This window comes from Ornithobacterium rhinotracheale DSM 15997 (genome assembly GCF_000265465.1).
Taxonomy (GTDB): Bacteria; Bacteroidota; Bacteroidia; order Flavobacteriales; family Weeksellaceae; genus Ornithobacterium; species Ornithobacterium rhinotracheale.
On record NC_018016.1, the window covers coordinates 337463 to 350838 of the forward strand.

At 38.0% G+C, this 13376-nt stretch carries 9 protein-coding genes; all 9 read right to left on the minus strand.

Going from position 1 to position 13376, the window contains the following annotated elements; translation table 11 throughout:
• Window positions 1-24: 24 nt before the first annotated feature.
• The gene (locus ORNRH_RS01565; RefSeq protein ID WP_014790160.1) at window positions 25-945 is read right to left on the minus strand and encodes a hypothetical protein; all 921 of its coding nucleotides are present in this window, start codon (window positions 943-945) and stop codon (window positions 25-27) included.
• A gap of 41 nt (window positions 946-986) precedes the next feature.
• On the minus strand, window positions 987-1448 hold the full coding sequence (locus tag ORNRH_RS01570; protein WP_014790161.1) for a hypothetical protein: 462 nt from the start codon (window positions 1446-1448) through the stop codon (window positions 987-989).
• 188 nt (window positions 1449-1636) lie between these two features.
• A complete protein-coding gene (locus ORNRH_RS01575; protein WP_014790162.1) occupies window positions 1637-3379 on the minus strand; it encodes a ubiquinone-dependent pyruvate dehydrogenase in 1743 nt (580 codons plus the stop codon).
• Window positions 3380-3522: 143 nt separating this feature from the next.
• Window positions 3523-5652 carry an FUSC family membrane protein gene (locus ORNRH_RS01580; protein ID WP_014790163.1) on the minus strand — a complete coding sequence of 710 codons (2130 nt, stop codon included), beginning with the start codon at window positions 5650-5652 and terminating at the stop codon, window positions 3523-3525.
• Window positions 5653-5815: 163 nt separating this feature from the next.
• Window positions 5816-8407, minus strand: coding sequence for a YfhO family protein (locus tag ORNRH_RS01585; protein WP_014790164.1), 2592 nt, complete (start codon window positions 8405-8407; stop codon window positions 5816-5818).
• The gene (locus tag ORNRH_RS01590) at window positions 8394-8594 is read right to left on the minus strand and encodes a hypothetical protein (protein WP_169313176.1); all 201 of its coding nucleotides are present in this window, start codon (window positions 8592-8594) and stop codon (window positions 8394-8396) included. The genes ORNRH_RS01585 and ORNRH_RS01590 overlap by 14 nt, the downstream gene beginning before the upstream one ends.
• Window positions 8595-8715: 121 nt before the next feature.
• A complete protein-coding gene (locus ORNRH_RS01595) occupies window positions 8716-9714 on the minus strand; it encodes a DUF6263 family protein (RefSeq protein WP_155814486.1) in 999 nt (332 codons plus the stop codon).
• A gap of 53 nt (window positions 9715-9767) precedes the next feature.
• Complete coding sequence (locus tag ORNRH_RS01600) at window positions 9768-11039, minus strand: porin family protein (protein ID WP_014790167.1); 1272 nt, start codon at window positions 11037-11039, stop codon at window positions 9768-9770.
• A gap of 90 nt (window positions 11040-11129) precedes the next feature.
• Window positions 11130-13316: a glutamine synthetase III family protein gene (locus ORNRH_RS01605; protein ID WP_014790168.1), complete on the minus strand. Its 2187-nt coding sequence runs from the start codon at window positions 13314-13316 to the stop codon at window positions 11130-11132.
• Between the last annotated feature and the right edge of the window lie 60 nt (window positions 13317-13376).

Here is a 13376-nt window from a genome sequence, read left to right on the forward strand (position 1 = left end):
TAACAAATTAGATTTTCTTTGCTTTTAATTATACCCAAAAAAAGAAAACAGCCTGAATGTATGCAAATTAATCTGGCATCCTAGCTTTATACCTAAGCTATGATTATACTCAAACTTGTTTAAATAACCTGTATTGTAAAATGTGGGGTCGTATTCCAGACCTAGATAAATTATTTCTGAAATTCTAAATTTAATAGGAATACTCAATCCAAAGGAAGTGTACTCAATCTTCGAGTTGCGTTTATTATCATAAAACTCATCTCGTCCTCTAAAGGTAACATTCATTCCATAGCCTACATCAAATCGATTAAATCTGTGATTATTAGTCAGCTTCAGAACATCGGTATATGCATTCCCATAATGGGAAAAAAGAATATATCTTGGTAATTGTAGATGACTTTCGTAAATAAGATTTATATATTGATTAGGGGAATGATAATACCCTACTCCCAATCCGTATGCAAGCCTGAAATTATCGCCATCACCGTTTTCTATTTCTTTGTAAAAATTGGTGTACAATGGGCTATCAAAATTCAAGAAAACCTCATTTTTATGATTCCCTACTCCAAATTTTTTATAAGTAGAGCTTTTCTCATGAGTGTCTATAAAAATAGAAGCTGGATAGGAATATTGCTTATCATTTTTTAAATCAACTAGCAATCCTAGTCCTAAATTATAAAAGTTATTGACCAATGTCAAAGAATGAGTACTTGGCACCAAGTACTCATTCTCAACACTGTCTGTTATTATCTCAAACTTCAAATCTTTTTCACTTCTTTTGGCTAAAATTTCAAATCTATTATTTTCACTTTCAATTGTGTCTTGATTGTAAATCATCTTGGCAGGTTCGTTTACATATATGGTAACTCCCTTATTTTTACCATTGAACAAAGACGCACAAGAACTTAAACTCAAAACAAGTAGACAAAAACTTATATACTTCATAATCAAAAAAATTAAGTTTAGAGATAATTATTTTTTACAAATTAAACGCCCTCTTCTTCTTTGGGCTTTACAAACCAAGGTCTTGCCGATGGAGTAAACAGCAAGATAAGTGCAATTATCTGCAATAAGCATGAAATTGCATAGAAAAATAATAAAACTTTATCTATTCGCATCAAAATAGGCAATACAGAAAAAATAATAACAAATATTCCCAAAACACCTAATACCAAAATAACTATTCTTGCCCAATTTTTCCCCTTATACACCATATAGAGTAAAAATATATTCAATAAAAAACCTATGTATCCTCCAATTTTTCCGCCCTCTGTTGCGGCAGAATTTTGAGGAACGCCTTGTGCATACTGCTGTTGAATTTCTGCAACATATGCATCTAGACTTTTACTAAGAAACTGATGTGAAATAATCCCTAAGACGATAGATATCCCAAAAAGGATCAACGAAGTTTTCACATTCTGTGGCATTTTTGCGGTAAGATTTCCCATAGTAAATAATTTTTTGATTAAACTAAATTGTTCTCATTTTTTTAAATAAATATTTAAAACTTTTAGTGAAGGTACAAATTAATTTAATATGAAAATGATTTAATTAAAATTTTAACAGCATTATTTTTAAACAAAAAAATCGCAGATAGCAATATACCTGCGATTTCATTTTTTAACTTATTTAAAACTTAAAACAATTCAGTTAAGTGCTTGATATTGCTACTAATGGATTGTTCTATATCTCCAAATTTGCCTTCGGCAAGTTTTTTAAACATCGAAGTGGTAAATCCTTTCATCTGCTGCAATGTGATGTGTGGTGGCATTGCCAGCGAGTTTGGATTGGTGTAAATGTTTACCAATGCAGGACCATCATGCTCAAATGCTTCTTTAATGGCTGATTCCACTTCGCTTGTTTTGTGAACAGCAATTCCTTTCATGCCCATTAATTCCCCGATTTTATCGAATTCTGGATTCACCATATCGGTTTGCCAGTCTACATAACCTGCTACTTGCATTTCGAGTTTCACCATTCCCAAACTTCTGTTATTGAAAACGATAATTTTTATCGGCAATTTGTATTGCATTATGGTTGCCAAATCGCCTAAAAGCATAGATATTCCCCCATCACCACACATGGCAACCACTTGGCGATGTGGTGCTGCTCCTGCCGCCCCAATTGACATAGGCATTGCATTTGCCATAGAACCATGATTGAAGGAACCTGTTAAATATCTTCCTCTTTTACCTTTGATAAATCTAGCAGCCCAAACAGATGTCATTCCCGTATCTACGGTGAAAATCGCATCATCTTCGGCTAATTCATTGATGACATGTGCCACATATTCTGGTTGAATTTCGTCGGTTTTGGTAGAATCTTCTTTTACAAATCTTTCCAAAGCATCTTCGGACTCCTTGTACTCTTTTTGCATTTTTTTCAAGAACTCATCGCTGTCATTGCCTTTTAATTTTGGCAACAAGGCATTGATGGTATCTTTGATATCTCCTGCCAATCCAATGTCTACTTTAGCACGGCGACCAATTCTGCTTGGTTTTTCATCAATTTGAACGATTTTGATTTTCTGTGGCAAAAATTCTGCATAAGGGAAATCGGTTCCGAGCATAACTAAAACATCGGCATCGTTACAAGTTAAATACCCAGAACGGTGCCCTAGCAATCCATTCAACCCCGTAGCATAAGGATTATCCACTCGGTCAAAGAAAATTTTACCTCTAAACGAGTAAGCCATTGGTGCTTTTAGCTTTTCGGCTAGTGCCATGACTTCTGGCACTGCATGGCGACAACCATGCCCGCAATAAAGAGAGATTTTCTTGTTTTGGTTTAAAAGTTCTGCCAAAGTGTCCAATTGCGCATCGCTAGGGAGATAAACGCTTTCTGTTTTATAATTTTTCTGAGAAGTAATGATGTCATTTGCCTCTGCAGCAGCTACATCCCCTGGCAACCCAACTACGGCAACGCCCTTTTGCTCGATGGCTGCCTGAATAGCGTGTTGCATCATATGCGGGAATTGCGTAGGCGTATTAGCCACATACACATATTTGCTACAATCTTGGAACAAATAAAATGGATTGGTTTCTTGGAAATATTCTTGTCCAAATTTATTGGACGGGCAAGTACTTGCAATTGCAATTACAGGGTTTCCTGCACGGTTGGCATCATACAATCCATTGATTAAATGCACATGCCCAGGTCCCGAACTTCCCATACAGCACCCAATCCCGTTGAGCTCGGCATCCATCGAAGCGGCATAAGCTCCCGCTTCCTCGTGGCGCACATGCACCCACTCTAGTCTGCCATCGTTTCTGATGGCATCGTTTACGGGATTTAAACTATCTCCCGTGATTCCGTAAACTCTTTTTACGCCTGCTTCCACAAGCATTTCTACTAATTGATCTGCTACTCTTTTAGCCATAATTTTATTGTTTAAGATTTTCTTACTGAAAATCGCTCAAAAATTAAGCCAGAGTATTGCAATAGCCTTGGAATTTCTTAGAAATCTTTTAACAGATTAGTTTCTCTACTTTGCTTAATTATAAATAATTAAAATTTGATTTTTTAATCCACATGCTCCACCTTCAATAAGTCTAAACTTTCGTGAAAAAGCTCTTTGGAAATTCTCGCTACATTGTAGATAAAGATGTAGTTTTTGTGCGTAGTTGTGTTTTTAAGCATTTGCAACTCATCTACCAATTTATCGCATTCGGCGAGCTCTTGTGTGTAGTCCTCTTCTGGATTTTCCCATAGGCTTAAAATCTGATCAAGCGTTTCGGACACGCGAATGCAATATTGCAACTCATCAGCCGACACAAAATCTTTTGCCTTATGCACGCCAAATGCCGAAATATACGACAACAAAGTATGATTAAAATAAGTTAAATTACGAGCCGTTGCAATCATTTTTCGTTTGCTTTTAGGCTCCAATTTCATTCCTTTCCAAGCATTGGTAAGTGTAATATCTGCTCGGTGCGCACTTCGCTGATTGTGCAAATAAGTCGTATTTCCTACGCCTATGTCATAAATAGATTCAAAATAGCGTTTGTTTTTAAGCAATGCATTTTTCAGAATGGCGTTGAGCTGCTTGTATTGCCAATCTGGCCAAAGGAATCTCACGGCACAATAAGCCAATAATGCTCCAATGAGCGTATCGATTAAGCGTGGTGCCATGACAAGCAATCCTTTGTTGGACTGAATGTTGAACGCCTCCAACACAAAAATCGTAATAAAAATTACCGCAATGGTGTAATTTTTCTTTAAATAATAATTAAATGAATAAATCGAAATCAACAACACAATGACTTGCCCCGCGGCAGTAGGGATTAAATTCGCAATCAACACTCCCGCAATCACGCCCAAGAAAGTCCCGAGCACACGGTACAAAATTCGCTGACGAGTGGCATTGTATGTCTGCTGACAAACGATGAGCGAGGTGAGCAAAATCCAAGCACCTTTATCAATATTAAATAAATACATTATGGCATAGCCCACTACAAAACAAAGGCTGATGCGCACTGCAAATCTAAAACGGGAATTGCTAGGATTTAGCAATTGCGAAATACTTGGCTTTTCGGTTGAGATTTTTTGGTTCACCGCGCGTTGCTGTTCCTCGATTGGTAGCTCGTCGATGTGTTTTAAAATATAATTAATCTCGTTTAAGTTTTTAAACAAAAGACGCAACGCCTTATTTTCTGAATCCTTAGAATAATGCGCCATTAAATCTCGCATGGCACTTGCCGTCCAGTCCAGACTTATCGGGTGCTGATACACTGAATTAGACAACAAACTTTGTGCGTACAAATGTAGCGCATTGGCAATCTCTTTCATCATCTGCCCCAGCCCTTGAATCAGCTCTTTGTTCGGTGCTTCTTTAGATAAAACATCATACTGGTCGTGGCTCGAAGTCGCACGCTCGTGCAACATTTGGAGCATATACCATTTTTGATAAAAAACATCGATTCGGTGCATAGATTCTGCCGAAGACTCATTGGTAAAGCTGTATAAATCTTTTTTGATTTGCTCAATTTGCTGAAAAACCTCAATGTTTAATAAAGCCAATTCGTTACGAATTTTCTCTTGATCTTCAGGCAGGCTCGGGAATAATTTAGATTTATTATTAAAATATTCAGCGAGTTTTTCATATCCAAATGCTACTTGCTCTTGGAGGATTCTCCAAGGTTTTTGATATAATAAAAACAATGAAACTGCACTATAAAACGCACCTCCTAAAAAGAAAAATACGGGCTGATAATAAAATGGCTTATGCGCTCCCGTACCGAGCATGGTATAAGTAATAATGAGCAACCCACCAAAGGTAACTCCCTGAAAGCGTGCATCTCTCCCCCCTAGCAAAGTAAGCCAAAAAGTAGTAATACCAATTCCTATGATGAAGAGCCATGGAATATCAATCGTGAGCTCTACAAAAAGGCTGAGTATTGGCAATAAAATAATAGATGATAAAAGTGATTTTAATCTCCCACGCGGGTGCACATCGGTCTCGGCGAGCGATGTTGCCACAATCCCGAGTGCTAAAGTGGTGGCGATAAATGCATCTCCAAAAATCTTAACAGGCACGAGCAAAACAGCGATACACAATGTAACTTTGAGCGCCCATAATTTATTTGGAACTTTGATGAAATTTTCGATCCAATAGCGGTTGAATTGGTTTTTGAGAGATTCAATATAGCTCATAGCATCATTATTTGTGGGCAAAATTACGCATAATCCTCAATATGCGCTAAAAGATTACCGAAATGTTTTTGGGTTTTCTGATTTATTTCAATTCGGCAAAAATCTATAAAAAAAGGATTTTTGCCCCTTTGAACAAAAATCCTTTAAATTCCTTTTTTTAGGTTTAAATCTTATTCCCCTCTTTCCTATTTTTAAAAAAATAGAAACCGCTACCCAGAATCAATAAGGCAAAAATTACATTGCTTGCCAAAGTGATTGTAGAGCCTAATTGAATGGATTTTGGTTCAAATTTGAAAACAATTTCGTGCTTGCCTTTAGGGATTTCAAGCCCGCGAAGGAAATAGTTAGTCTGCACAATTGGAGCTTCTTTTCCATCGATACTGGCTTGCCAACCTTTGTCATAAAACACTTCAGAAAACACCGCAAAACCATCATTGGCATTCTCGCTAGTATAATGGATTTCAAATGGTAAATACTTTGTCAATTCAATATTAGCATTGGCAGAAGAATAGTTTTTATTTGCTGAAAAATTATTGACTACCGCTTGATTTTTGATGTCGATTTGTCCAATTTTCACAATAGACTCGTTGTCGTCTTTAGCCTCTAAAACTTGTTGCACAAACCACGCATTTCCTGCAGGATTTGGATTTTTCATCACCTGAGGTTCTTGCGGATTGCCCACAATCACATAGCGTGTATTGAGCATATTTAAGATGTTTTCGAGCGAACGATTGCTTAAGCCCAATTGTTTTTTCTGGATAGAATCACTTGTAAAATAGACATCTATGATATTTTGATAATTCTGCAATTTAGCGCCGTGGTAGCCCCCAATCGCATTGACGAAATAAGATGTAGAGGCATCATTGAATGTATTAACTGCTCGGTTAAACACACGATAATGCCCTTTGTCGTTTTCTTTGATTTGGTTTAAAACATTATTCATCGGGATTTTGTATGCAATCTGCATCACCATCGGATTGCTTTGTGCCGCCTGCATCATGCGATCGGTCATTTGTGTAGGAAACGGATTTTTCACCCATTGTGCAGGAATAAAGTTTTCTTCGTTTAAGTATCGTTTATCCACACCCCAAACATCAATTAAACTTAAAATTGCAATGCCTGCAATCACGATTTCTTTGTGTTTCAAAACCTTGAATTGATACAATAAAAACAAACCTAAAGTGAGCACAACAAAGACAATCGTGCGCAAAGTATCCGCTTTAAACATCGCAATTCTATCCGCTTTAATGCCTTTTGCCATGGCTTGTGGCAATTGTGAATCTATCTCAGATGTAAACGAGAACATACTACCACCCGCCACATACAAAATCACTAAAAACAGCACAACGCCTCCACCTGCATAATACAAGATTTTCTTCTTTGTTTCTTGGCTTAAAGTTTTATCTTTAAAGTAGCGATACACCGCAAAAGCACCTAACAATGGCATAGTAAATTCCGCCATGACAAGAATAGAAGAAACGGCTCTAAATTTATCGTAGAATGGCACATAATCTATAAAGAAATCAGTGATAGGCATAAAGTTTTTGCCCCAAGCAAGGATAAAACTCAACAGCGTAGCACTTAAAAGCCACCATTTGTATCTTCCTTTAACCAAGAATAAGCCCAAAATAAACAAAAATACAACCACCGCACCTTGATAAGCTGGACCACTTGTAAATGGCTGATCGCCCCAATAAGTTGGGATAGCACTAATGTTTTGACTCATAGAAGCTAAAGCTTGCGGGTAAATTTCTTCGTATTTGGCTTGAGGATTTTGCGCTGCATATTGTGCCGCCACTTCGCCCGCCGCTTGCTGAACAGATTCTTGCAAATTCTTTTTATAAGTTTCTGGCTCGGTAGAACCTCCACCCATAAAATTAGGGATAAAAAGGTTTAAGGTTTCTAGTTTCCCGTAGCTCCAAGCCGTGATGTAATCTTTGTTTAAGCCAGCATGATTGCTATGTTCATTTTGCAACAAAGTTACATTGTTTTTGCCACGGGTGCTTAATTTTCCGTACTCATAAGTGGCTAAATAATTGGTGCTATTTAAGCCTAATGCTAGAAACAATGCCACAACGCTTAGCCCTAGCGAAATTCCAAATGCTTTGATTTGTTTTTGTTTAAAGGCTTCTACCCCTTCAAAAATGACAAATAATCCCATGACAAAACCGAAATAATAAGTCATTTGTGGGTGATTGGCATTCAGCTCCAATGCCATAAAAAGTGTTGTGAGCAAAAGCCCTAAAATATATTTCCGTTTAAACAAAAGGATAATTCCAGCGGCTAATGGTGCAAAATAAGCAATGGCATGTGCTTTGGAATTGTGCCCTGCCTCGATAATGATGACAAAATAAGTGCCTAAGCCAAAGAGAAATGCACCCACAAGTGCGTATTTCCAATTTTTAAACAATACCAAACCGAGTATAAAAAATCCCGCCAAAAGCAAAAACATGTAATCGGCAGGACGCGGCAAAAAGCGCAAAACTTGGTCTATTTTCTTAATCACATTGTATTGGTAGCTCGCCCCCGTTTGGTAAGTGGGCATACCGCTAAACATGGCATCGCTCCAGTACACATTTTCGCCCGTAGCTTTTTGATACTGGTGCATGCTCTCGGCACTACCTTTGTAGTTTACGATATCGGGTTGCAACAAAGCTTGGTTTCCGCTGATAACGGGCATGTTGTATGCCAAAGCCACAAGGGCAATCAGCACGATAGAAATTAACCCAAAAATTACATTTTTATTTAGTTTCATCCTCTTCAATTTCTTCGTAATCTACCGTTTCGGCATCTACATTATACTTTGATTTTTCTACTTCTTTTGTTTTAAAGATACGCACATCTCGGTCTTCGTTTCGTCTGCGAGACGAGGATTTTTTGATGGTTTTTCGGTAGTAATCATATATAAAATACAGAATTACTCCAAGCAATACTAATTTCAAAATAGGTGTCATTTAATTTTAAGTGTAAAATAGCTAAAAAACGAATTTAATAAAAAAAGGAACAAACTCAAACACTTTATGAGCGTTTAAGCCAGTTCCTTTTGCTTTCAATCTCAAATAATTATTTATTATTGATTTCTGTATGAGTGTTTGTGGTAGACGAGAAATTCATTTTTTGTCCTTGATATTCCTGAGTTTCTCTCACTACTTCTTTTCTCTTGATGTCTGCAGAAGAAATCCAGCCCGATTTTTGGTCTAATTTAGCCAAACCGTCTACACTTCCCTCTAGGCTTCTGTACAAATTCACTCCTTGCGGATTTGATTGCGAATCGCTTCCCTTGCTGCTTCCATCGATTTTAATGTCTACCACTCCATTATCTACTGATTGTAGCGTGTAGTTCATCGTAGATTTTGCTTTATCTGTCCCTTCTGATTTGCTCCATTTTCCGCCTAGTTTCACAGCTTTTTTAGGATAGAAAGAAGTTGATTCATCAAAAATTGTTTGGATCGCTGTAATGTTCAATGTTTGGCTCAACACTTGGTCTAGCCCTTCTTGCTCCTCTTTGCTTAAATCTTTTTTAAGCTCTTCTTTCACAGCGTTTCGCACAGGCAATAAATTAGTTACATCTACTACTTTACCGCTACGAGTAATTTCCATTTTAAAGACTTTTCCTACAATGGCTTTATTAAATTCCCATTGTCTTGCAGCTCCTTTATCGGTTGGTTTTTCTGCATCGGTATCAAACCCAATTGTTTTTTTATCGCTCTTGTTCTCTTCTTTAAAACGAGTAAACTTAACATCTAGCACATAAGTACTATCTTTTACTTGCGCCACGGTATAATCAAGTGCTGTGGTAGAAGTTTGCTTCACAGTTTGGCTCTGTTGCCCATTAGACTGCGTCATGGTAGCATTATTGGTAAGGCTAAACGGATAAGTTTTTCCTTCTTCTAGATTAAAAGCAAAAACATATTCACCTTGGGCATTTTTAGTAAATGCTTCTGCTGGAACCTCTTTTTTCACTTCAGTTTTTGTGGTCTCGCTAGTTGTGGTGGTTGTATTTTCTTTTTTACAAGAAAAAGCCAAAGCCACAATCGAAAGTGCTATTATTGATTTTTTCATATTTTTAATTTCAATGTTTAATGTATTGCAAATATACAATTTAGTTTTTAACATCATCTAATTTCAAATTGATATTGCAGGACAATCATATCTTTTCTTTCGCTCACTTCTTTGCTCACCGCGTCAAAAACAGGTCGATTGGCATAACCTAGCGATAATTTGCTGGCTTGCCCATTGAGGTAAACATTCACGCCGGCATTGTAGCTAACGGCAGCATCTTCCAATCCTTTGTAGTTGGCATAACGCAAACCTACGTTTGGCTGAATTCTCACATCATTGGTTCCGCTTTTTGGCAACAGATAGCCCAAATTCCAGTACAAAGTGTTTCCCGTTCCCATCATGGGTTCCTGCACGCCTTTTCCGTTAAAACTTATTCCGCCCTTGTCGGCTATACCATTTGGGCCTACATTTCTCACATAATCATCTCCAAAATCGGTGTAGAAATAGCCCAAATAAGTTGTTAGAGCATCTCCTCTTTCAGACAATTTTTTCTCCATAAACACATCTGTCGCAAAGTTTTTGTAGTCAAAATATTCAATATTTGGCGCCAAGCCTCTTTGCATCATATCTGGCTGATATGCACCACCTATTCCTACGCTTAATACATTTTTGGTTCCTAAATAAGTCCCTGCCGAACCGCTAAAGGCATTGAGATTGCTCTCATTTTCCCAAAATTCATATTTAAAATAGCCCGAAATTCGTTTTTTGGAATTATTTACGGCATAATCCACCTTGGTCTGGTTTGCCGTAGTGGTTTTATTAAACTCTGGAGCCGAAAGAGCTACACGATAGTCCAACTTCCCGATTTGCCCTTTGGCATAAACACCTAAGCTTCGCCCCAAATCGTCTTGCCTGTTCAAAGTAAAAAGTGAAAAAATTTCCGAATCTAAATTTAGCAAGTTTCCATTGCTAAAAGATGAAATCCTATTGCTCGTGCCCCAGCTGCTTTTCCCCGCCCCCAGTGCAAATGCTGGGCTAAAAGTGTAATCTGCGTGCAAATCAATCAACTGCACACGAAATGTATTGAAAGTATTTTTGTTGATATTATTTCCTCCGATTTGAGAAAAAACATAAAATTTCTCGCCAATTCTAGACTGAATGCCTAAACGCAACCTCCTCATCGAGAAATCTAGTCCATTATTCACCGCTTCGCCATTGAGTTTAGTTCCTGGATTATAATTGGCATATCTTGCCCAAAACTGCCCTCTTAAATTTGCCTGAATATAGGATTGCCCATCATCAAAGTTTAAACGCAAATGCCTTTTCTGCGCTTGCACTTGCAAACTCATCAATACCACAAAACAAATTCCTGCTATCTTTTTCATTTCTTAAAATTTTTAGCAAAAATACACCTTTATAAAAAAAATTGGGTTATGATATATTTCACAACCCAACTTTTGAATGGTTTTATTTTTTTATCTCATAAACAATAATTCTCTATATTTTGGCAATGGCCACATTTCGTCGTCGATTCGCATTTCGAGCGCATCGACATGCAAACGAATTTCTTCTAATTTAGGAATTAATTGAAAACAGAAATGATCGGCTCTTTCCTGTGCAGTTTTCATTAATTTAGCTTCGGCACGGATTTCTCTTAACTGAGAAACTAAATCTTTAATAACTGTATGATGCCCAGAGATTTCCTTGATTAAATCTAATTGATCTTTAGCATATTCTTTATATTCTTCGCCAAAAATCTCCTTCATACCTCGCACATTTTCAAGCAATTGATTTTGGTATCGCACGGCGGTAGGCAAGATATGGTTTCGAGACAAATCGGCAAGCACACGAGATTCTATCGCTACAAGATTAATGTATTTCTCGAGTTTTATTTCGTTTCTCGCCTTGATTTCGCGCTCGTTATACACTTCGTTTTCCACAAAAACTTGCATGTTCTTTTTCTCCAACTCCACACGCAATGCCTCTGGCGTAGTTCGCAAGTTTTTCAAACCTCGTTTTTCGGCTTCTTTTCGCCATTCTTCTGAGTAGCCATCACCTTCAAACAAGATTTTTTTACAGGCTTTCACATCATCTCTTAATTGATTAAAAATCGCCTCATCTTTCTTTAATCCTTTAGCAATCAGCGCATCTACTTTCTTTTTAAAAGTTTTAAGCTGCTCTGCCATGATGGTGTTCATCGTGATGATGATTTCGGCACAGTTGGCAGAAGACCCCACGGCACGCACTTCAAATTTATTTCCTGTAAAAGCAAATGGCGAAGTACGGTTTCTGTCGGTATTATCCAATAAAATTTCTGGGATTTTCCCGACTAAATTTAGTTTTAAATCCGTTTTTTCGCCTGCGCTTAATTTTCCTTTAGTTACTTTTTCCAATTCATCCAAAACTTCTCTTAACTGAGAGCCAATAAATACAGACATAATGGCTGGTGGTGCCTCATGCCCACCCAAACGGTGGTCGTTGGTAGCCGATGCAATTGCCGAACGAATCAAATCGCCGTAATTGTGCACCGCCATAATGGTATTGATGAAAAATGTAAGAAATTGTAAATTTTGTTTTGGATTTTTACCTGGGCTTAAAAGATTATCGCCTTTATCGGTCGCTAGCGACCAGTTGTTGTGTTTTCCCGAACCATTGACATCGGCAAAGGGTTTTTCGTGCAACAACACCTTTAAATGATGTTTTGCTGCCACTCTTCCCATAATGTCCATCAAAAGTGAATTATGATCCACCGCTAAGTTTGCTTCCTCAAACATCGGTGCTAGCTCAAACTGATTGGGTGCCACCTCATTGTGTCGAGTGGTTACGGGAATCCCTAATTTCATACATTCCACCTCGAGCTCCTTCATATAATTAATCGCACGAAACGGAATCGAACCAAAATAATGGTCGTCTAGCTGTTGCCCCTTAGCTGGTGGATGTCCAAGCAAAGTGCGACCTGTGAGCCCAATATCGGGGCGAGCACTTGCCAAACCTGCATCTACCAAAAAGTATTCTTGCTCCCAGCCGAGCGTGGTTTGCACTTTCTTGACATTTTTATCAAAATAAGAACGCATCACATCGCCCGCCGCATTGTCTATGGCTTGAATAGCTCGCAAAAGAGGTGTTTTATAATCTAAAGTTTCGCCCGTGTAGGAAATAAACACCGACGGAATACACAAAGTGGTATCAATAATAAAGGCGGGCGAAGTGGGATCCCATGCCGTGTACCCTCGTGCCTCGAAAGTATTTCGGATACCGCCATTTGGAAAACTTGACGCATCGGGCTCTTGCTGAATCAACATACCACCGTTGAAACGCTCAATCCCACGATTGCCCTCAATAGGAGAGAAAAACGAGTCGTGTTTTTCTGCCGTGGCTCCCGTAAGTGGCTGAAACCAGTGCGTGTAGTGCGTAACGCCCTTGGACAAAGCCCAATCTTTCATAGCGGTGGCGATTTGGTCGGCAATGGAGCGGTCGATGTTTTTACCGCGTTCCACGGTTTCTACCATTTCTTGGAAAGCTGATTTGGTGAGATATTCACGCATTTTCTCGAGCGTAAAAACATTTTCACAAAAATATTCCGAAAGTTTTTTTTCTACTTTAAACTTTCTATACGGAATGCTGGCGAGCCTTTCTAAGGCATTAAATCGTAAGGTTGACATCAATATTTCTTTTAGTTCGCTCGCAAATATACAAATTCAAACAAATTACCCTATAAAAAA